Here is a 21139-nt window from a genome sequence, read left to right on the forward strand (position 1 = left end):
GTTATCGTAAAAGGTGATTGTCAAAAATCCCCTCAAAGTGTAAAATGTAACTAAATAACACATTTTTCTATTTGGCGGTGGATCGATGAAAAAGAGATATTTTGTGCTCCTCACTCTCGGATTTCTAATAGTCTTTGCATTTTCATTAAAAGCAGCTTCTGAAGAAGAAAAGCATGATCCGTTACTTATGAACGATGTCAGCAGATTGATGCCTGAAAAAATTGATAGGGTCGTAAAAGGAAAAGAGATTGAATCTTTCAGAAAAGCAATCACTGAAGCAAAAGAGTCAAACAAGAAAATCTCGATTGCAGGAAAACAGCATAGCCAGGGGGGACATACCTACTACAAAGATGTCATCGTAATTGATATGACTTCCTATAATAAGATTCTGGATTTTGATAAAAAGAAAAAGACGATCACTGTCCAAAGCGGGGCGACTTGGGATGATATCCAGCGCTATGTCAATCCGCATGGCCTTGCAGTGAAAGTCATGCAGTCTCAAAATATTTTCACGGTGGGCGGTTCGATGAGCGTGAACGTGCATGGACGGGATATCCGTCATGGTTCTTTAATTGACAGCATTCAATCCTTTCGCTTGCTGAACGCGGATGGAGAAATTGTGCATGTCAGCCGAACGGAGAATCCAGAGCTTTTCCCGCTTGTCATAGGCGGATACGGTTTGTTCGGAGTCATTTTGGATGCAGAAATCAGTTTAACCGATGATGAACTCTATATTATGAAAACAAAATCTATCGATTATAAAGAATATGCGGATTACTTTAAGCATGAAGTCCGCGGCAATGAAAATGTCCGGATGCATCTTGCCAGATTATCCACTGCACCTGATTCTTTTTTGACGGAAATGTATGTGACGGACTATGTGCTTGCAGGTGAACAGGGGGCCCGTACAGAATATGATGAACTGAGTGAAGAAAAGAATGTCGCACTCATGAAATTCCTGCTTGGTTTATCAAGGAATTACGACTGGGGAAAAAATACGTTTTGGAAAGCCCAAAAGTCTTATTTTGTGAAAAAAGAAGATTCCTATATTACGAGAAATAATGTGATGCGGTCAGAGTCCGGGTTTTTGGAGTACGAGAATGAGAACAATACGGATATTCTGCAGGAGTATTTTGTTCCGGTTGATGCATTTCCTTACTATGTAGACAGTCTGAGGAAAACATTGACAGAGGAAGAGCTGAATTTATTTAATATCACGATTCGATACGTTGATCATAATGAAGACGCTGTCTTGGCCTACAGCCGTGATGATATGTTTGCGTTCGTTTTGTTAATCAATCAGGGGATGTCTGAAGAAGAGATAAAAAAGACCAGGAACGTCATCCGGAAAATGATTGATGTCACCCTTTCGTATGGCGGCACATATTATTTGCCTTATCAGCCATATCCGACAAAAGAGCAAATGAAGCGTGCGTATCCACGAACAGATGAATTTTTCAGGCAGAAGCGTGAGTTTGATGAAGAGGAACTTTTCATGAATTACTTTTATGAGGAGTACGGACGCGATGAAAAATGATTCGTTCAGAAAGTTTGTTGCGGCTCAGAGCACGCTGTTTTTTGCAGGCAATTTCATTTTCCCATTCTATATTTTATTTATAAAAAATGTAGGGTCTTCTTTTTCGCAGTTCGGAATTTCGTATGGATTATTTGGACTGTCAGCAGCGCTTGTTCATCCGCTCTTAGGGCGTATGTCAGGGAAGGTAAGCGACAAAGTTATGCTTTCGGTTTCTTCGTTCGGAATGGCTTTGATTCTTTTGTATTACCCTCATATAAAGACGATTGAAGAAGTATATGTATGCCAAACGATCATGGGCCTCTTTGGCGCGATGCAAAAGCATGGAGAAAAGATGCTGCTGACTCAGTGGACGACAGAAGAAAAAAGAGGGATGCAAGTTGGCCATTATCATTTTTTCACATCGCTTATGTCAGCAGCTGCGATCATGGGAGGCGGATTTTTAGCTCAGTACTTTACCGTAACATTCCTTTTTTTCATAGCATCTGCCGTTTATTTTACCAGCGGCCTCATTGTATTAAGAATAACAGATTCATACTTTGATAAGGAACAGAAGGTGGCACAGCATGCAGATTCAGCTTCATCCCATAACGAAGCATAACTGGAAGACGTGTATATCGCTTAAGGTTCAAAAAGAGCAAGAGAAGTTTGTTGCGGGCAATCTGTATTCTCTGGCAGAATCAAAATTTGAAACTTCCTTTTTGCCGCTTGGGATTTACGCGGAAAATAAGATGGTCGGGTTTGCGATGGTCGGTAAAGATCCTGAAGACGGAGTGTACTGGCTTGTCCGATTTATGATCGATAAGGACCACCAGGGAAAAGGATATGGTTTTGCTGCTTTGCAGATCATTCTCAGTTTTATGAAATCACGCTTTGATGTCAGTCCTTTCCTATTACTTGGAGTCACTCCTGAAAATACTCAGGCAATAAGGCTTTATGAAAAAGCGGGTTTTAATGATACAGGAAAAATAGAAAATGGCGAAGCCATTTACCGTCTGGAGCTCTATTAGGAAGAAAGTGCCGCACGAAAGCCGTGCGGCACTTTTTAAGGTGTTTTTACGTGAGGATTTATCTCCTCAATTCCCTTGAAAAAGCCAGTTTCGTCCTTAGGCAGAGAGACAAGGGCAAATCTTGCGGCTGCATTTGGTCTCGTTCCAATCGGCTTCGCAAAAACGATTTCAAGTCTTTTCAGCGTCCATGCGGGAGCTGAGAGCGGATTATTGGAATAACGGATTTCCTTTATATCTCTTATTGGTATTTCTTTTTTGATTAGTCCGAACACGATGATTAATGTTTGGTTCTCAATGACAAAGTAAGATTTGATTAATGCGTGGGCTAAAAAAGCGGACAGCAAGAAAGGAATAATCAGTGATGGAAGGGTTTCAGACTGAAAGAGCAGAAAAAACGGCAGAATAATCATAAACAGCACAATCGCAACAAGAATCGGGTTTCGCTTTATTTGAAAGATCATTTTTGAAGTCCCCCTTTTATGATTGGATTTTAGCATATTTTTCCTGTCAGCTAAAGGTATTGATGTCTACATGTCATACCATACTATATTCCCTAAAGAAGCAAATTAGGAAAAATAAGGATAGGAAGAACGGACTAATATTCAGATAATTCAGACGTATCGCTTGATTCTCTATTTTCTTTTCCATATGGTAGAGAGGAGATTCTACTTATGAGGAGGAAGGGTATGAAAAGAAGCTTGAGTGTTTTTCTAATTGCCATTTTGCTTGCCGGGGGATTTCCGGTCAGTACAGAGGCTAAAAAGCCCGAGAAGAAAGTGGAATACAGCCAAGTTGATGTAGGCCGTGACGGAATGGTAGCAACGGCCCATCCACTGGCATCGGAAATTGGCGCAGAGGTTCTTAAAAAAGGCGGGAATGCCATTGATGCAGCGGTTGCGATTCAATATGCGCTGAATGTGACAGAGCCGATGATGTCAGGAATCGGCGGCGGCGGGTTCATGATGGTGTATGACGGCAAAACCGAAGAAACAACGATTATCAACAGCCGCGAACGGGCGCCAGCAGGAGCAGCACCTGATATGTTTCTTGATGAAAACGGGAATCCAATTCCTTTTTCAGAACGATACAAAGGCGGTACTGCGGTTGGAGTTCCAGGAACACTGAAAGGGCTTGAAACGGCTCTAGACATGTGGGGCACACGATCAATGAAGGAATTGATCAGTCCTTCGATTAAGCTTGCTGAAAAGGGGTTTAAAATCGATTCGGTTTTGGCCGCAGCAATTTCAGACAATGCCGAAACGTTATCAGCAACAGCAGCAAAGGATGTCTTTCTTCCAGATGGAACTCCGTTAAAAGAAGGGGACAAGCTTGTTCAAAAAGATTTGGCGAAAACCTTTAAACTGATTCGTTCAAAAGGAACGGATGCGTTCTATAAAGGCGAAATCGGACAAGCTCTAGCCGGCACTGTCCAGGATTTTGGAGGCTCCATGACGCCGAATGATTTGAAGAAATATGATGTTACCATTGATGAACCGATTTGGGGCGAGTATCAGGGATACGAAATTGCCAGCATGCCGCCGCCAAGCTCAGGTGGAGTTTTCTTACTGCAGATGCTGAAGATCCTTGATGATTTCAACCTATCTCAATATGATGTACGCTCAGCTGAGAAGTATCATTTGCTCGCAGAGGCCATGCATCTTGCATACGCTGACCGCGCAGTTTATGCAGGTGATCCTGAATTTGTAGATGTACCGGTAGAGGGGCTCCTGCATCCGGATTACATTTCTGAAAGACAGGAACTGATCAGTCTTGATTCAGTCAATCCAAATCCTCAAGCGGGAGATCCATGGAAGTATGAAGAAGGAACTGCCGACTATGAACAAACCGTTCAGCCAAACGACAGGCAGTACGGGGAAACCACTCACTTCAGTGTGACCGATAAATGGGGAAATGTTGTTTCTTACACAACAACCATTGAGCAGGTTTTTGGAACAGGCATTATGGTTCCGGGTTACGGGTTGATGCTGAACAATGAACTCACTGACTTTGACGCTGTTCCAGGCGGAGCCAATGAAGTTCAGCCGAATAAACGTCCGCTCAGCAGCATGACTCCGACTATCGTATTTGAAGATGATCAACCTGTTTTAACTGTTGGATCACCTGGAGGACCTACAATTATCACATCCGTTCTTCAGACGATACTTCATACAATCGAATACGATATGGAATTAAAAGCAGCAGTCGAAGAACCTAGAATCTATACGAACAATTTGAGCTCATACCGCTTTGAAAGCGGCATTTCCTCTGACATCATCACCCGTTTAAATCAAATGGGCCACAAGTTTGGGCAAAGCCCAGTAGTCATCGGAAACGTGCAAAGCATTCTGATTGATCATGAAAAAGGAACATTTAAAGGAGTGGCTGACTCCAGCAGAAATGGCGCTGCCATCGGCGTTGATTTGAAAAAGAAGAAAGAGAAGTAAGAGAATACAGCACCCTGATGGATGGGGTGCTGTTGTTTTTTTAGATGAACTTGGGATTTTAATTTTAAAGGTCCCGGAATTAATTAGAAAGGTTAATTCAAGAGGAAACATTTGTACGGATTAAATCAATATATCTTAAAATAGAGTTGAAGAGTTTCGGAATTACTTGAAGAGACCACGCTATTTATATATATAAATTAAAGCAATGGGCTGCAGGATCAACTATTTTTATTGGGAAAAGGCTGTACTTGTAAAAAAAAAAATTAACTGGTATAGATAACTAGTTGAATACATGTTATAGTGAATTTGAAAACGAATTCAAGGAGTCGTTTTTCATCAATTATTAACTCTTAATTATCCTATACTTTATTTTGGAGGAATGTAAAATGATGAAATATCTTCAGAAAATCGGCCGATCATTGATGCTGCCTGTAGCAGTATTACCGGCTGCGGCGATTCTGATGGGAATTGGTTATTGGATCGATCCTGCAGGCTGGGGAGCTGGCAATCCGATAGCAGCATTTTTAATTAAAGCCGGATCATCGATCATTGACAATATGGCGATTCTTTTTGCAGTTGGGGTAGCGCTCGGAATGTCTAAAGAAAAAGATGGTTCCGCCGCAATGAGCGGTTTGGTAGCCTACCTGGTTATAACAACTCTGCTTTCAACAAACTCAGTAGCTATGCTTCAAGGGGTTGACCCGGAAAATGTCAATGCTGCTTTTGCTAAAATAGGAAATCAATTTGTTGGTATTCTTTCAGGGATTGTAGCCTCAATGATGTACAACCGTTTTAGTCATGTACAATTGCCGGCTGCTTTATCATTCTTTAGTGGTAAACGTTTAGTTCCAATCATGACAGCCGTTTCTATGCTGCTTGTATCAGTAGTATTGTTCTTCGCATGGCCTGTAATCTTTACTGGATTGGTTGCTTTTGGAACATGGATCAGTAAATTAGGGTTTATTGGGGCTGGATTATATGGTTTCTTCAATAGAATTTTAATTCCTACTGGATTACATCATGCTTTAAACTCAGTGTTTTGGTTTGATGTTGCTGGAATTAACGATATCGGTAATTTCTGGGCAGGGACAGGAACAAAAGGTGTTACAGGAATGTACCAAGCAGGATTCTTCCCTATTATGATGTTTGGTTTACCGGCAGCAGCATTAGCGATGTATCATACTGCAAAAACGAAAAGAAAAAAACAGGCTGCATCGCTCATGTTAGCGGCAGGTTTTGCTTCATTCTTTACTGGTGTTACAGAACCGCTTGAGTTCTCATTCATGTTTTTAGCTCCAGCACTTTATGTGGTTCATGCAGCCTTAACAGGTCTTTCATTAGCTGTAGCAGCATTTTTCCATTGGACAGCTGGATTTGGTTTTAGTGCAGGATTTGTTGACTTTGTGTTAAGTTCAAGATTGCCGTTAGCGAATCAGCCATATATGCTGCTTCTGCAAGGTCTAGTGGTAGCAGTCATTTATTATGTGCTATTCCGATTCTTAATCACAAAATTCAATCTTGCTACTCCTGGAAGAGAAGCAGATTCGGATGAAATGCTTGAAGAAGATACATCAAGAGGCAATCAATCTCACGCTGAGGGGTCAAAATTTGCAGTAATGGCTGCTGAAATTTATGATGGCTTAGGCGGAGACGCCAATGTGACGTCTGTTGACAACTGCGTGACTCGTTTAAGAATTGAAGTAAAAGATATGAATGCTGTAGATCAAAAAAAGATTAAAGACACAGGTGTACCGGGAATTAATATTGTCGGTAAAAACAGCATTCAGGTCATTGTGGGTACACAAGTACAATTTGTTGCGGATGAAATAGAGAAAATCAGAAAATGATTTGAAATCTAGACCTTTTTCCATAAGCTTTATGTTTTAGTCTATAAACATAAATTCCCTTCTATGATGCCAGAACGATATCATCATAGAAGGGAGTTTTATATTGAATTATACTGGTATAGACAACTAGCTAGATGGATGTTATAGTAAGGTTGATTATAGATGCAAGGAGCTGGAACCATGCAGAAAACCTATTTAACTAACGCAAAATTATATACAGGTGATGTCGTTTTCAAAAACGGTTTTATCCTGATTGAAAAAAATAAAATTATTGCAGCTGGTGACTTGGCTGAAATGCCGGAACCTGAAGCTGATGATACGGTGATAGATCTTAGAGGCAATGCTTCCATTCTGCCAGGTTTTATTGACATTCATATCCACGGTGCAGATGGTGCAGATGTGATGGATGCGACAAAAGAAGCGATTTTAACCATGAGCAGAGCCCTTCCAAAAGAAGGGACAACGAGTTATCTCGCAACAACAATGACTGCAGATCGTGGCCAAATTACAGATGCCCTGAAAAATGCGGCTGAATTTATCGAACGGGAAAATAATGAAGGAGCAGAAGTGCTTGGTATTCATTTAGAAGGTCCTTTTCTGAACCCTAAACGTGCAGGTGCGCAGGCGCCGGGAAATATCATTGAACCATCATGCAGCCTTTTTGATAAATGGCTGGAAGAAGCAAATAATCATATTAAGCTAGTCACACTTGCACCAGAACGCAAGAATGGATATGACCTTGCCCAACATTTAACCTCTGCCGGCATTACGGCTTCAATTGGCCATAGTGATGCTGTCTATTCAGAAGTTGAAAAGGCTATCGAAAGAGGCGTGAACCACGCTACACATCTTTTCAATGGAATGAGAGGCATTCACCATAGGGAACCTGGCGTAGCTGGTACTGTTCTTATGATGGATGAAGTGAAAACAGAAATGATTGTGGATGGTATTCACATTGCTCCTGAAATGGTGAAGTTTGCTTATAAAGTAAAAGGCAGTGAGGGAACGATATTAATTACTGATTCTATGAGAGCAAAAGGTCTTGGGGCTGGTAAATACGACCTTGGCGGGCAGGAAGTAACGGTTGATGCGGACAGAGCAACGCTTGCTGATGGAACTCTTGCAGGAAGTATTTTAACGTTCAGAAATGCTGCAGTAAACATGATGGATTATACAGGCTGCTCACTTGAAGAGATTGTGAAGATGTCATCTGTTAATCCAGCTAAACAAATCGGCGTTTATGACCGCAAAGGAAGTTTATCTACCGGAAAAGATGCTGATATCGTCGTACTTGATGAAAATTGCGAAGTGCTGATGACGTTTTGCAGGGGCAAAATCTCTTTTACAGGAAGTGTTGAACAATGAAACTAATTGAAGCAAAAGATTATCATGAAATGAGTATGCTTGCAGCAGAGGTCATTTTGGATCAAATCAAGTCAAAAACCGATTCAGTGCTTGGTTTGGCAACTGGCGGCACGGTCCTTGGCACTTATCAGCAGCTGATTCTCGATCATCAGCGAAACAAAACATCCTATCAGCATATTAATACATTCAATCTTGATGAATATGCCGGTTTATCAAAACAAGATGAAAACAGCTATCATGCTTATATGAAAAAACACTTTTTTGATGAAGTGAATATTCCTTCTTCTCAAACCTTTCTTCCAAACGGAGAAGCACAAGATATGAAAGCGGAATGCGAGACTTATGACCTTAAAATTGAGGAATTAGGCGGAATTGATCTTCAGCTGCTTGGCATCGGCCAAAATGGGCACATTGGATTTAACGAACCTGGAAGTTCTTTTGAATCACATACTCATTTAGTCGCTTTGGAACAGTCTACCCGAGAGGCAAATGCACGTTACTTTGACTCAATTGAAGATGTACCCACTCATGCAGTAACAATGGGAATCGCTTCAATTATGAAAAGTAAAAAAATACTGCTTCTCGCTTCAGGCATACAAAAATCATCTATTTTATATGATTTGTTTCATTCAGATGTAACCAACTCCATACCGGCAACGATTTTAATAAATCACCCAGATACAATCATCATTGCCGATCAAGAAGCATTATCAAAATTGCATCAAGATGAAAGGAAGCTGTTTGCCAAATGATTCAAAAGAATTCTCCGCTCCCAATTTATTATCAGCTTGAAGAAGGAATAAAAGAAGCCATTCAACAACAGCAATTAATGCCAGGTGAGATGATTCCTTCTGAAAGAGAATACGCTGAAAAATATGGAATAAGCAGGATGACGGTGAGACAGGCTCTTTCGAATCTGGTGAATGATGGTTATTTATACCGGCAGCGTGGAAAAGGTACCTTCGTTGCCCATCAAAAAATTGAGCAGCCGCTTCAGGGGTTAACAAGTTTTTCTGAAGATATGCGATCAAGGGGCCTTGTACCCAGTACCCGCGTCATCAGTTTTAAAGAGGTTGAAGCAAGTATTGATCTGGCAGCTAAGCTTGAGGTTAAAGCAGGAGCTCCTCTTTTCGAGCTGAAACGAGTGAGATTTGCCGATCAGCTGCCTATGGCTTATGAAATGCTTTATATTTCAAAAGAGCTTGCACATGGTCTTACAGAAGAAATAGCTGTGAACTCCATTTATGATTATGTGGAAAATAAGCTAGGATTAAAAATCCAGCACGGCAGACAGGTGCTTGAAGCCTCCTTTGCCAGAAAAACAGAGGCTGAGATGCTCGAAGTAGCTGAAGGGGCGCCAGTACTGCTGATTGAACGGAGAACCACGCTCGATACAAATAAACCTCTTGAGGTCGTCAGGTCTGTCTACCGCGCAGATCGCTATAAATTCACGATTGATATGGAGCGATTTTAATGGTGCGAAAACCAACCGAAGAGAGAAATGAGAGAACTTCTCTTATTGATGAAATGGATTCCCTTCAAATTGTGGAAATGATGCACAAAGAAGATGAAGCGATTACGGCGGCCGTAAATGAAGCTCTGCCGCAAATTGCCAAAGCTGTTGATGAAGTCGTGAAGCGATGGAATGAGGGCGGCAGAGTCTATGTTATTGGAGCGGGAACCAGCGGCAGAGTCGGCATGCTTGATGCTGTAGAGCTTGGTCCAACCTTTTCAGTAGAAACCGGCAGATGGACTGCCATTGTTTCAGGCGGAAATGAAGCGATGTGGCAGCCTCTTGAAGAGACTGAAGATGATGTAGGCGTTATTCGAAATAAGCTCGAATCCTGCCAGTTAAACGCTTTTGATTGTGTGATCGGATTGACTGCCAGCGGTTCTACACCGTTCGTGATAAGCGGACTGTCTTGTGCAAAAGAGGCAGGGGCATGCGCCATTTCAATCAGCAACAATCAGAATACAGACGTTTCCGAAATAAGTGATGTGGCAATTGAATTAAAAACGGGTCCTGAAGTCATTAGAGGTTCCACAAGACTGAAGGCTGGCACTGCCCAGAAAATGGCGCTGAATATGATATCTACTGCAGTCATGATCCGGCTTGGAAAAGTTTATCAAAATGAAATGGTTGATATGAAGCTCATTAATTTGAAGCTGAAAAAACGGGCTGAAAATATATTAATGGATTTGACTGGTATTGAAGCTGAAGCAGCTGAATCTGCCATGCATCAAACTCACTACAATTTAAAAGAAGCGATCTTTATGACTGTTACTCAATCTTCACAAGAGCAAGCTGCAGCTTATATTGAACAGGCTGAAGGGAAATTGAAACTGGCGTTACAACGTTTTTTCCTTAGAGATAATAGGTAAGGGGAAGAACGCGGGGCAAATTATTTTTCCAGTACGATATGAGCAATCAGTCATTCTAAAGGTGCCGCAGAGGCTCTGTATTTGCTGGTACAATAAGTTAAAAAAAACGATTGGACTATATTTGAAGTCCAATCGTTTTTTTATACAACAAGCTTTAATGAATTATTTTCTTTTATAAACTGAATCGCAGCTGTATTAAATTGCTCAGGCTGATCGATATTGCAGACGTGGCCGGAATTTTTTATGTAAATGGCTTTGACTTCTTTATGTGCAGCTTCAATTTCCTTAACCGCAGACAAAAATAAGTGGTCTTCATCACCCATTACAAAGAGAGTCGGGATCTGATGAAAATCCTTTTGCAGCTCCATTAAGTAAGGGTTTACAAATCTTGTCAGTGAGAACCAGTGAATGAACTCCTTCTGACACATTTTTTGTGCCTGGGAAATAAACATCGAGCGCGCTTCTTTATGATTGGAGTAAGGCATAATGATCCAGGCAAAGAAAGCATACAGCCAAATATAGGGTAAAATCCGCTTTCCGAGGTTGCCGAGAATAAGCAAAATGCGGGTAAAAGCATTCAGCTTAGTGATCGCTCCGCCTAACAGCATGGAAGACAGGAGACCAGGCCGCAGCCTTGCAACCGACTGAATCACAATCGTACCGAGGGAAATGCCTACAAAATGAGAAGAGCTGATGTTAAGATGATCGTGGACGTCAATGACTTCCTGTGCAATCTCAGTGAAATCATCGCCCTTTTTCCACAGTCCTTTTTCTGATTTCCCATGCCCGCGCAGATCAATCAGCAGGATATTGAAATGGTTTTTAAATTCGCGTATTTGTTTGTACCATATGGCAGAACTGCCGCCGGCTCCGTGGATAAACGTGACCCACGGTTTCTGTTCATGATTCCGAAGCGTCCGGTAATATAAAATGTTCCACACCCGCCATCTTTAATTTAATTGGAACTTCCATCTTAATATGTTTCTAGACTGAATGAACAGCAGTTTGCCAAATTGTAAGAAAAGCGACACATTTCGAAGTTACCTGAAAAGATTGGATATGAGCCTAAAAAAATATGAGAAACGGTTGCGGGAAGAGGCCTAATTTGCTATACTAAGAGTAATTATTTTTGTTCGTAATATGATTAAAAAGGCATTCGTCTTGAAGAATATTATCTAGAGCAGGGATAGTAATACAATTGTGCGGATAACGCACGAGGAGGATACACACATGTTACAAGGTAAAGTTAAATGGTTTAACGCAGAAAAAGGTTTCGGTTTCATCGAAGCAGAAGGTCAAGAAGACGTATTCGTACATTTCTCTGCTATTCAAGGCGAAGGCTTCAAAAGCTTAGAAGAAGGTCAAGAAGTTACTTTCGAAATCGTTGAAGGCGCTCGTGGACCACAAGCTGCTAACGTTCAAAAGTAATTGAACGAAAGGACTCCCATGCCGGGAGTCCTTTTTTTATGCAAAAAAAATTGGAGGGAATCACATGCACGAATTGCCAAATTGCCCAAAGTGCCAATCCGCTTATACGTATGAAGACGGAAGTCTATTTGTCTGCCCGGAATGTGCTCATGAGTGGACGGCTGAAGCGGAAGCTGAAAACCAAGAAGAACAAAAGGTTGTTAAAGATGCGAACGGTAATGTCTTAAACGATGGGGATTCTGTTACCGTCATCAAAGACCTTAAAGTAAAAGGAAGCTCATCTGTCATCAAAATAGGGACAAAAGTAAAAAGTATCCGTTTGGTAGATGGAGATCATGATATCGACTGCAAAATCGACGGTTTTGGTGCGATGCAGCTGAAATCAGAATTTGTTAAAAAGGTGTAAGAGCAGCCCTTATTTTAGGACCTTGCCTCATCAATAGTGCCAGCGCTAAGGTGATTGAAGCCACTTTTGATGCATTGAACGGTTAAAAGTGGCAGCACTGAGGTGACTGCCGCCACTTCTGATGCATTGAACCGTTAAAAGTGGCATCACTAAGGCAAGTGGCGCCACTTCTGATGCATTGGGTCGATTAAAGTGGCATCACTAAGGCGAGTGGCGCCGCTTTTAATGCATTGAACGGTTAAAAGTGGCATCACTAAGGCAAGTGCCGCTACTTTTGATGCATTGAGCCGATAAAAGTGGCATCACTAAGGCGCCTGATGCCATTTTTTATGCTTTGAATTTTTAAAAGCGGTAACATTACTGTGGCCTCCCGCCACTAATTATTTTCACAGAAAAAAGCAGGCAGGAAAAACATTTGTTTATCCTGTCTGCTTCATTTTTGAGAATGATTAATACTATTCAGATCCAGCATCAAGCACTTTCAGAGGCTTATCTGCAGGACCCTCAATCACTTCTCCGCTGTAAGAAAACCTTGAGCCGTGACATGGACAATCCCACGTCCTATCGCCGCTGTTCCACTCTGTTTCGCAGCCTAAGTGAGTGCAGGTCGTATCAACGAGGTGAAGGACGCCATGCTCATCTTTATAGGCACCAGCCTTTTTACCCTGAAACATGACGGCACAGCCTTCGTTTGTTTTTAGATCTTCAGGCTTTTTGGACGGACGCTTTAGCTTGCCTGAGATTAAATGTTTGGCTACGTCCGCATTTTGCTTCAGAAACTCTTTTACACTCGGATCGGATTGAAAGCGGGAAGGTGTAAAGAGATCAAGGTAGCGGGATTCTTTTTTGACAATCAGGTCTCTCAGCATAAGGGCTGCAAAGGTTCCGTTTGTCATGCCCCATTTATGAAAGCCAGTTGCTGTATACATGTTCTTGTGGCTTGATGTAAGGTTTCCGATGTACGGCACCTTATCCAGAGTGTATAAATCCTGTGCCGACCATCTATGTGTGATGTCACTTAAGCCGAAAACTTCTTCACCGAACGTTTCAAGCTTTTCATAAAGCTTATGTGTATCTTTTACTTGTCCGGCTTTATGACCTTCTCCGCCGATGATGACAAGTTGTTCTTCTCCGCTTCCAGCTGAACGAAGAGACCGTTTAGGTTCATCCACACTTAAATACATGCCTCCCGGATAGGGCTTGTCCGTTTTAGCACTCAGTACGTACGAACGCTCTGCATACATTCTCGCAAAATAAAATCCATTCCCATCAAAAAAAGGAAAATGCGATGCAGCAATGACGTGCTGACAGGTGACTTCAAACCCTTCATTTGTAATCAGTTTCGGTTCATCTTCTGTTCCTTTTACATCGATAATCGCGGTGTTTTCAAAAATTTGAACACCAGACTGGGACATTTCCTGAAGCAGGGTATGTAAGTATTTTAAAGGATGAAATTGAGCTTGATTTTTTACGATCAGCGCGCCCTGGACTTCAATCTCAAGCGGAATTGAATTTGTGTATTCATAAGGAATGCCAAGAGTATCATAGGCTTCTTTTTCTTTATGCAGTTTTTTCAGAGCGTCATCTGAAACGGCATAAAGAATGGCGTCTTCGTCTGAGAACCCGCAGTCAATCTTCTTTTCTTCAACCGTTTTTCGAATAAAGTCAAGGCCGCTTTTATTAGCTTCGTAGTAATGCTTTGCTTCGTCAGCGCCAAAGTGCTGAATAAGTTCATCATAAATGATGTCGTGCTGCACCGTTATTTTTGCAGTTGTATGGCCGGTTGTTCCATTTATTAATACATCTGAATCGAGCAATGCCACCGACTTTCCCTCTTTTGCAAGTAAGTAGGCAGAAGTAATCCCGGTTATTCCGCCTCCGACAATGGCCACATCCACATTTAAATGCTTGGAGAGCTTCTGATAAGACGGCAGTTTGGCGGTATCTCTCCAATAAGGCTCTGGAAACTGAGGCAATTTTGAGTTTTGATTCTTCAAATGAATCCCTCCTTTATTTAATAGTTATCCAGTATTTAACTAAAGTAAACGTTACCTTTACACGTTTTATGTTTTCCATAAAATTCAAATGAATGTATGTGAAATAATTAATTGATAATTTTGACAGTCATCGGTTATACTAGAAATAACTACAGGAACGGAGGTGGATAAGAGATGATGAGTTTGAAAGTGTCGCACGGTAAAGAGTTGTCATACCTTTATTTATGTCGTGCAATTTTTCATGCAATTGTAATCAACGGGATACGTATGCCCTTTTTTACTAATTGCATAGTCACAATCAAACGTTAAGAAGATTCTCTTATCCATTAAACTAAAATGATGCGGAGAGCTTATTGGCTCTCCGTTTTTTATGTCAACATTGTCTAGCTGCACCGCCGCCTAACTCCTTAATCAGAACGGCTCCGCAAAAAAAGTCAAAGGACTTTTCTTTCGGATCTTTATCTGCCTTTCGGAGCTGAGCAAGGCGGTTCCGCTTTTCGATTGACCAGGATAAGCAGGAAACTGCTTCTTTCTGGTCTTTTTTATTTTTTTAAGGGGAGATGTTACAAATGACAATCTGTTCAGTACACCAATTAGCTAAATCATATGGAAGCCAGCTTATTTTTGAAAATTTATCCTTCGAAATTAATGAAAATGAAAAAATCGGATTTGTGGGGCGAAATGGAACGGGAAAAACAACTTTGTTTAAATGTTTGTCAGGAATTGAGCAGCCTGACGCAGGAACGATTTCAATCAGAAAAGGAATGAAGGTCGGATATCTTGCCCAAATTCCGATGTTCCCTGCAGGAACAACGGTTGACGAGGTTCTGAGACAGGCGTTTGCCGAACTGCATCAACTATCGAACGAGCTTGCACAGCTGGAAAAGGAAATGTCTGATACAGAGGATTCCGACAAATTGGAAAAAGCCATTGCACGATATGGCGTTTGCCAGGAAAAGTATGAAAATCTGGGCGGATATGAGATGGATGCTAAAATCAGCGCCGTAGCAAATGGATTGCAGCTGCAGCCGCTTCTGAACTCTGATTTCGACCACATCAGCGGCGGAGAGAAAACAAAGGTTTCCCTTGGTTTGATGCTGCTTCAGGCACCACAGATCCTATTGCTGGATGAGCCGACTAATCACCTTGATATCGCGGCTGTAGAATGGCTTGAAGGCTTTTTAAAAGAATATAAGGGGACGGTTGTTGTCATTTCCCATGACCGCACCTTTTTAGATGAAGTGGCTGCAAAAATCATCGACTTAGAAGAGGGGGAGGTCACAGTCTACCATCACAATTATTCCGGGTTTATTGCGGAAAAACAGAAGAGACTGATGGCCGAATTTCAGGCTTACCAGGATCAGCAGAAAAAGATAAAAAAAATGCGGGAAGCCATTAAAAGGCTTAGAGAATGGGCTAATCAGGCAAATCCTCCGAATGAGGGGCTTCATAAACGTGCAAGGAATATGGAGCGTGCACTTGAGAGAATGGAGAAAGTAAAAAAGCCGATTTTAAACCACAGGAAAATGGATCTTCATTTTGACGGATCGGACCGGAGCGGTAAAAAAGTGCTGACCTTTGAAAATGTAACAAAAACCTTTGGAAATAGACAGTTGTTTGGAAATGTCAGCCTGCAGCTTACCTATAAGGAAAGGGCGGCAATTGTCGGGGAAAACGGTTCGGGCAAGTCAACGCTGCTGAAGCTTGTCATGGGAGAGCATGAACCTGATGATGCAGGAGTAAGGATCGGCAGCAGTGTGAAAATCGGCTATCTCTCACAGCAGCTTTCTCTTCCAGATTCAGAGGTCACAATCATTGATTATTTCAGAGAAGATTTGTCTGTGGCAGAAGATGACGCCCGTCATATTTTAGCGAAATTCTTATTTTACGGGCCTGCGGTGTTTAAAAAAATGAAAAATACGAGCGGGGGAGAGAGAATGAGGATTCAGCTTGCTAAGCTGATGCAGAAGGATCTTAATTTTCTCATTTTGGATGAACCGACCAATCATTTGGATATTGATTCAAGGGAAGTGCTCGAGGAAGCGATTGAACAATTTGAGGGCACCATCCTGGCTGTTTCCCATGACAGATACTTTCTCAATAAACTTTTCACCAAAACATTCTGGCTGTATGACAAAAAGCTGCATGCATTTGACGGAAATTACTCATGGGCCAGGGAAAAGATGAGAGGTCTTTTGGATGAAAAGGAAGTGCCTGTGAAAATTGTCTCAAAACCTGAATCGAAAAAATCAAACGCAGTGAAGAAGGCGGCAGCACCATCAGAAATTGAAAGGCAGATTGAACAGTATGAAACCGAATTGTTCCGTCTTGAAGAAAAGATGATTTCGCTGACCAATCTTGAGCAGCTGATGGAGCTGAACAGATTGAAGGAAGAAAAAGAAAAGCAGATCGAATGGTTATATGAACAGCTTGAAGCGATCAGCTGAACAATGAAAAGGTCCATTGCCTGGGAGCAATGGACCTTTTGCCTATTTGAAATTTTCCACTTCATCCGGGTTGTTGGAATGATTGTCTTTTAATATACCGTTCTCTTCAATATGGCGTCTTGCCTCTGCGTCTCCAAGCATGTAGATCATGGCATAAATTTTTCTCATGGAATCATCATACTCTTTATTTTCTGCGTCATGGTGATATTCGCGAAATGGAACCTGTGCGCGCTGGAACGTTTGAAAATCCGCTGCGCTGTTATCGCTGTAGTACGATTTCAATTCATTCAGCTCGGATTGATTGGCAAAAATTTTAAAGCTTGGACTGGATTCAACCGGGTTTTCAAGGATTTCTCCGCTCGCAATATCAACAAAATAGGTGCGTTTTTCTTGTTCCATGTTCGTCCATCTCCTTTAGTGTATTTAGTAAGCATTTACCACTAAAGAAGGAAAGCTAATCCTGAAATTTACTATGATAGGAAAGGATAAGGTGATGGCGGGAGGTTCCGCTTTTCGTGGTGTCCAGCTCCACCGCCCAACTCCTCGGCCATAACAAATTCCCCCTAAAAATCGTTAGGGGGAATAGTTATTTGTCTTTCGGTGCTGAGGAGCAGGTTCCGCTTTCTAGCTCAGCATCACTTTATCTGAAAGTGATCCATTTCCTTTAATTTTCGAAAACTCATTTAAGAGTGCTGCTACGGTCAGCTTTTTCTTCTGTTCGCCTTCTGCTTCAAAGATGATGCGGCCGCCGTCCATCATGATCAGACGATTGCCAAGATCAACTGCCTGCTGCATATTGTGAGTAATCATCAAAGTAGTCAGGCTGCCGTTTGTAACCAGCTTTTTTGTAAGCTGTGTGATCAGTTCGGCACGTTGCGGATCAAGGGCAGCTGTATGCTCATCCAGCAGAAGGATATCAGGATCAGTAAACGTCGCCATCAGGAGGGAGAGGGCCTGCCTTTCTCCGCCGGACAGAAGCCCCACTTTTGCGGATAGCCTGTCTTCAAGCCGCAGACCAAGGGAGGCAAGCTGTTCTTTAAAATATTCTCTCCGTTTAGCTGTAACACCGGGGCGCAATGATCGTTTTTTCACGCGTGAGTATGCAATGGCCAGGTTTTCTTCAATGGTCAAAGCAGGGGAAGTTCCGGCCATGGGATCCTGAAACACACGCCCGATATACTTCGCACGTTTATGTTCGCGGACGAAGCTGACGTTTTTACCGTTTATGGATACATCTCCTTCATCAGGAAACATTCTGCCTGAAATGACGTTCAAAAGAGTCGATTTTCCTGCACCGTTGCTTCCGATGACAGTGACAAAGTCACCTTTATGAAGAGAAAGAAATAGGCCGTTTAAAGCCTTTTTTTCATCAGGCGAGCCTTCATTAAATACTTTTTGTATTTGCTTCAATTCAAGCAATTTTGACACCTCTCTTTTGATGCAGGCTTTTTTTGCGCCTCCGCTTAGCGAGCAGCTGCGGAACGACCAGAGCTGCAATGACAATGGCTGCGGTAATCATTTTCATGTCGCCTGTTTCAAGAAAATCAGCTCTGAGAGCAAGTGCAATGATCATCCTGTAGATAATCGCTCCGATAATGACCGCGAGTGTTGCCCGGATAATCGTTTTCGTCCCAACAAGTGCTTCTCCGATAATCACGGAAGCAAGACCGATAATGATCATCCCGATTCCCATGCCGACATCGCTGAATCCTGAATACTGGGCAATGAATGCTCCTGAAAAAGCGACAAGCGCATTTGATAAGCCAAGACCGATAATTTTCATCATATCTGTATTTGCTGAAAAGCTTGCGATCATCTTTTCATTATCGCCGCATGCACGAATGGCGATGCCGACTTCTGTTTTCAGGAAATAATCCAAGACAAACTTAATGAAGACGATAAGGATCAGCATCGCGATCAGAATTGACCACGTTTTTGGAATAAAGTTTTCAAGACCGATAGAAAGAAAGAATGATTGCATAAAAGAGTCAATCCCCAGGCTATTCCAGCCGTCAAGCAAAGCGGTAAAGACCGTGCTTTCTTGAAGAAGAGGGACATTTGACTGCCCCATGATCCGCAAGTTGATAGAATAGAGGGCAATCATCATTAAAATACCGGCCAGCAGCGGATTGATGTTTCCTTTTGTATGAAGGATACCTGTCAGACAGCCTGCCGCAAACCCTGCAAGCAGGGCTGCGAGCGTTGCAATGAAAGGATTTATGCCGTTTACGATCATTGCTGCACAGACGGCAGCTCCGGTTACAAAGCTTCCGTCCACCGTTAAGTCTGGAAAATCCAATATTCGAAATGAAAGATAAACACCGAGCGCCATAATGGCATAGATCAGTCCGGATTCAACGGACGAGAAAAGAGCAGTAAACATGATGGGTCCTCCTTAGTCGATAATCTCTGCATCTTCCCAATCTTCTTTAATTTCAACATTCATTGCTTCAGCTGCTTTTTTGCTGATTTGAAGTTTAAGTTTTTGCGGGAAATCAACCGGTATTTCGTTTGCTTCTTTATCGCCGGTTAAAATTTCGGCTGCTTTTAATCCGGCTTCATAGCCGATGTCGCTGTAATCAAATCCATAAGCGGCAAATCCTCCGCGTGCTACTGAATCAAGCTCTCCGACAAACAGGGGAATATCTTCATCGCCTGCAACAGAAATAACAGATTCTAATGCCGAAACGACCGTATTGTCAGTAATGATATAGAAGGAATCCACTTTTCCGACAAGTGCTTCAGCCGCTTGTTTGACTTCTGCAGAAGTGGAAACAGATGACTCAACGATTTCTAAATCAGTATCTTTAATCGCTTTTTTAACAAGATCAATTTGAGCTGCTGAATTTTGTTCTCCTGAATTGTAAATCATCCCGATTTTATTGCCTTCGACGTTTTCATCGATAAATTTGACTGTGCTTGGAATCGCATCTGGATGAGTATCGGTTGTCCCGGTGATATTTGCTCCAGGCTCCTCAAAGCTTTTAACCAGTCCAGCTCCAATTGGGTCCGTTACGGATGTAAAGACGATTGGTATATCTTTTGTTGCATTCAGTGCGCTTAGAGCACTTGGCGTTGAGTTTGCGAAAATAAGGTCAACGTCATCTCCGACAAAATTGCTTGCGATCGTCTGACTGTTGTTTTGATCTCCGCCTGCAATCTGGACATCATAATCAACCTTCAGTCCTTTTTCATCAAGCGCTTTTTTAAATCCTTCCAATGCAGCATCCAGAGAAGGATGCTCAACAATTTGAGTAACCCCGACTTGATAAGTCTTTTCACTTCCTGCACTGCCCGCCGTATCTTTGCTTCCGCATCCCGCTGAGATTAACATTGCTGAGATTGCAGCACTCATGCCAAGCTTTGATTTCCAGTTCATTGTAATGCCCCCTATTATTGATTGTGCTTTTACGCTTTTATGCTTTTATTCATTAAATTATAACTCAACTTTACGTTTCTTCAATCATTAATTTCAGATTTTACTGAAATTTCTGCGCTTTTTAGGTCGTTGGCTTCAATTACCGTTCTTTTTTCTCCTAAAAACTCACAAATTTATAACAGAACAATGAAAACTATATTACAAAACGATGATATGAAACATTCGCACTAAGACAATATGTATACTTATTTGTAACAGATTGGATTAGGTGGCAGGTATATGAACATAAATGACAGAGCATTAGTAAATCTTTCAAGAATCTATTCAAAACTATTAGGCTATTTGCTTGTCAAACGAGATGCGGATGGTAATGTGAATTATCAAATCAGCGAACTTTCAGATGAACTTGGCGTTTCAAAACGCTCCGCCATGCAAAAGCTCGTTCAGCTCGAGCAGTTCGGGGCCATTAAGACTAAAAAGAGCGGAGTATGCAGAATTATCAGCACCCGCATTGAAAAAACGCCGATCAGCCTTTGCTATCAGGCGCTTGCTGCTCTCAAAAAAAGTCCTGCGCTCGCCGAAAATCCTGCAAAGCTTGCTGATGAAATGAACGTGGAAGAAAAGGATGCAGAGATGATTTTGCAGCTATTAACGAAATAGATCAATGAGAATCCCTTGGGAAGCCTGGGGGTTTTTTATGTTTGCAGGAAATTACGGAATAATAAACAGGGGGAGCTGTATATGGGAAGGTATATAAGTATTTTCATTCTGACTTAAATGGCAAGCAGTCTCATTTTTCTGCTTTTCGGTTCTAAAATTATTGGCAGGGGAGATCCTTCTGAAGACGCTATTTTTACATTTGGTACAGTGATTGTTGTGCGTCTTATCATGCAGGTCTAT

Annotated in this window: 21 protein-coding genes; 14 read left to right on the top strand and 7 right to left on the bottom strand. The window is 41.9% G+C overall.

From position 1 onward, the window contains the following. The first annotated feature begins 85 nt into the window (after positions 1 to 85). The 3 genes from AC3ISE_RS07065 to AC3ISE_RS07075 are packed head-to-tail and all read left to right on the top strand — an operon-like array spanning position 86 to position 2544. The gene (locus AC3ISE_RS07065) at positions 86 to 1537 is read left to right on the top strand and encodes an FAD-binding oxidoreductase (protein ID WP_489223626.1); all 1452 of its coding nucleotides are present in this window, start codon (positions 86 to 88) and stop codon (positions 1535 to 1537) included. After that, a complete protein-coding gene (locus AC3ISE_RS07070) occupies positions 1527 to 2135 on the top strand; it encodes an MFS transporter (protein ID WP_489223627.1) in 609 nt (202 codons plus the stop codon). The genes AC3ISE_RS07065 and AC3ISE_RS07070 overlap by 11 nt, the downstream gene beginning before the upstream one ends. Then, positions 2101 to 2544, top strand: coding sequence for a GNAT family N-acetyltransferase (locus tag AC3ISE_RS07075; RefSeq protein WP_489223628.1), 444 nt, complete (start codon positions 2101 to 2103; stop codon positions 2542 to 2544). Before AC3ISE_RS07070 ends, AC3ISE_RS07075 begins: the two co-directional genes overlap by 35 nt. A 35-nt stretch (positions 2545 to 2579) precedes the next feature. Here the strand turns inward: AC3ISE_RS07075 and AC3ISE_RS07080 are convergent, their stop codons facing one another. Further along, entirely contained in the window at positions 2580 to 3005 is a 426-nt protein-coding gene (locus AC3ISE_RS07080; RefSeq protein ID WP_489223629.1) for a PH domain-containing protein, read from the bottom strand. Between the two features lie 225 nt (positions 3006 to 3230). Between AC3ISE_RS07080 and ggt the strand changes: the two genes are divergently transcribed. The 6 genes from ggt (at position 3231) to murQ (ending at position 10582) form a co-directional block, all read left to right on the top strand. Then, positions 3231 to 4988, top strand: a complete 1758-nt coding sequence (gene ggt / locus AC3ISE_RS07085) for a gamma-glutamyltransferase (RefSeq protein WP_489223630.1) — start codon at positions 3231 to 3233, stop codon at positions 4986 to 4988. A 386-nt stretch (positions 4989 to 5374) separates the two neighbouring features. After that, on the top strand, positions 5375 to 6835 hold the full coding sequence (gene nagE / locus AC3ISE_RS07090) for an N-acetylglucosamine-specific PTS transporter subunit IIBC (RefSeq protein WP_489223631.1): 1461 nt from the start codon (positions 5375 to 5377) through the stop codon (positions 6833 to 6835). 180 nt (positions 6836 to 7015) lie between these two features. Continuing rightward, positions 7016 to 8200 carry an N-acetylglucosamine-6-phosphate deacetylase gene (gene nagA, locus AC3ISE_RS07095; RefSeq protein ID WP_489223632.1) on the top strand — a complete coding sequence of 395 codons (1185 nt, stop codon included), beginning with the start codon at positions 7016 to 7018 and terminating at the stop codon, positions 8198 to 8200. Further along, positions 8197 to 8952 carry a glucosamine-6-phosphate deaminase gene (gene nagB, locus AC3ISE_RS07100; RefSeq protein WP_489223633.1) on the top strand — a complete coding sequence of 252 codons (756 nt, stop codon included), beginning with the start codon at positions 8197 to 8199 and terminating at the stop codon, positions 8950 to 8952. The genes nagA and nagB overlap by 4 nt, the downstream gene beginning before the upstream one ends. After that, positions 8949 to 9674: a GntR family transcriptional regulator gene (locus AC3ISE_RS07105; protein ID WP_489223634.1), complete on the top strand. Its 726-nt coding sequence runs from the start codon at positions 8949 to 8951 to the stop codon at positions 9672 to 9674. Before nagB ends, AC3ISE_RS07105 begins: the two co-directional genes overlap by 4 nt. Next, positions 9674 to 10582: an N-acetylmuramic acid 6-phosphate etherase gene (murQ, locus tag AC3ISE_RS07110; protein ID WP_489223635.1), complete on the top strand. Its 909-nt coding sequence runs from the start codon at positions 9674 to 9676 to the stop codon at positions 10580 to 10582. Before AC3ISE_RS07105 ends, murQ begins: the two co-directional genes overlap by 1 nt. Before the next feature lie 140 nt (positions 10583 to 10722). On the opposite strand, the gene AC3ISE_RS07115 is transcribed toward murQ, so the two are convergent. Beyond that, positions 10723 to 11523 carry an alpha/beta fold hydrolase gene (locus AC3ISE_RS07115; protein WP_489223636.1) on the bottom strand — a complete coding sequence of 267 codons (801 nt, stop codon included), beginning with the start codon at positions 11521 to 11523 and terminating at the stop codon, positions 10723 to 10725. 289 nt (positions 11524 to 11812) lie between these two features. Here AC3ISE_RS07115 and AC3ISE_RS07120 point away from each other — a divergent pair, with 289 nt between their 5' ends. After that, a complete protein-coding gene (locus AC3ISE_RS07120) occupies positions 11813 to 12010 on the top strand; it encodes a cold-shock protein (RefSeq protein WP_029281940.1) in 198 nt (65 codons plus the stop codon). A 64-nt stretch (positions 12011 to 12074) separates the two neighbouring features. Beyond that, positions 12075 to 12416 (top strand): zinc ribbon domain-containing protein YjdM, encoded by a 342-nt coding sequence (locus AC3ISE_RS07125; RefSeq protein ID WP_489223637.1) that lies wholly within the window; start codon positions 12075 to 12077, stop codon positions 12414 to 12416. A gap of 455 nt (positions 12417 to 12871) precedes the next feature. Here the strand turns inward: AC3ISE_RS07125 and AC3ISE_RS07130 are convergent, their stop codons facing one another. Beyond that, the gene (locus AC3ISE_RS07130) at positions 12872 to 14413 is read right to left on the bottom strand and encodes an FAD-dependent oxidoreductase (RefSeq protein ID WP_489223638.1); all 1542 of its coding nucleotides are present in this window, start codon (positions 14411 to 14413) and stop codon (positions 12872 to 12874) included. A gap of 174 nt (positions 14414 to 14587) precedes the next feature. Between AC3ISE_RS07130 and AC3ISE_RS07135 the strand changes: the two genes are divergently transcribed. Beyond that, positions 14588 to 14722 carry an RAxF-45 family protein gene (locus AC3ISE_RS07135; protein WP_489223639.1) on the top strand — a complete coding sequence of 45 codons (135 nt, stop codon included), beginning with the start codon at positions 14588 to 14590 and terminating at the stop codon, positions 14720 to 14722. Between the two features lie 260 nt (positions 14723 to 14982). Further along, positions 14983 to 16860: a ribosomal protection-like ABC-F family protein gene (abc-f, locus tag AC3ISE_RS07140; protein ID WP_489223640.1), complete on the top strand. Its 1878-nt coding sequence runs from the start codon at positions 14983 to 14985 to the stop codon at positions 16858 to 16860. A 42-nt stretch (positions 16861 to 16902) separates the two neighbouring features. Here the strand turns inward: abc-f and AC3ISE_RS07145 are convergent, their stop codons facing one another. From AC3ISE_RS07145 to AC3ISE_RS07160, 4 genes are all read right to left on the bottom strand, one after another. Then, positions 16903 to 17259, bottom strand: a complete 357-nt coding sequence (locus AC3ISE_RS07145; RefSeq protein WP_489223641.1) for a hydrolase — start codon at positions 17257 to 17259, stop codon at positions 16903 to 16905. Between the two features lie 225 nt (positions 17260 to 17484). Then, positions 17485 to 18279, bottom strand: a complete 795-nt coding sequence (locus tag AC3ISE_RS07150) for an ABC transporter ATP-binding protein (RefSeq protein WP_489223642.1) — start codon at positions 18277 to 18279, stop codon at positions 17485 to 17487. Continuing rightward, positions 18272 to 19243: an ABC transporter permease gene (locus AC3ISE_RS07155; protein ID WP_489223643.1), complete on the bottom strand. Its 972-nt coding sequence runs from the start codon at positions 19241 to 19243 to the stop codon at positions 18272 to 18274. The genes AC3ISE_RS07150 and AC3ISE_RS07155 overlap by 8 nt, the downstream gene beginning before the upstream one ends. A gap of 12 nt (positions 19244 to 19255) precedes the next feature. Continuing rightward, positions 19256 to 20239, bottom strand: coding sequence for an ABC transporter substrate-binding protein (locus AC3ISE_RS07160; protein WP_489223644.1), 984 nt, complete (start codon positions 20237 to 20239; stop codon positions 19256 to 19258). A gap of 279 nt (positions 20240 to 20518) precedes the next feature. Between AC3ISE_RS07160 and AC3ISE_RS07165 the strand changes: the two genes are divergently transcribed. Beyond that, complete coding sequence (locus tag AC3ISE_RS07165) at positions 20519 to 20899, top strand: hypothetical protein (RefSeq protein ID WP_489223645.1); 381 nt, start codon at positions 20519 to 20521, stop codon at positions 20897 to 20899. The last annotated feature ends 240 nt before the right edge of the window (positions 20900 to 21139 follow it).

This window comes from Metabacillus sp. KH_069 (genome assembly GCF_057838075.1).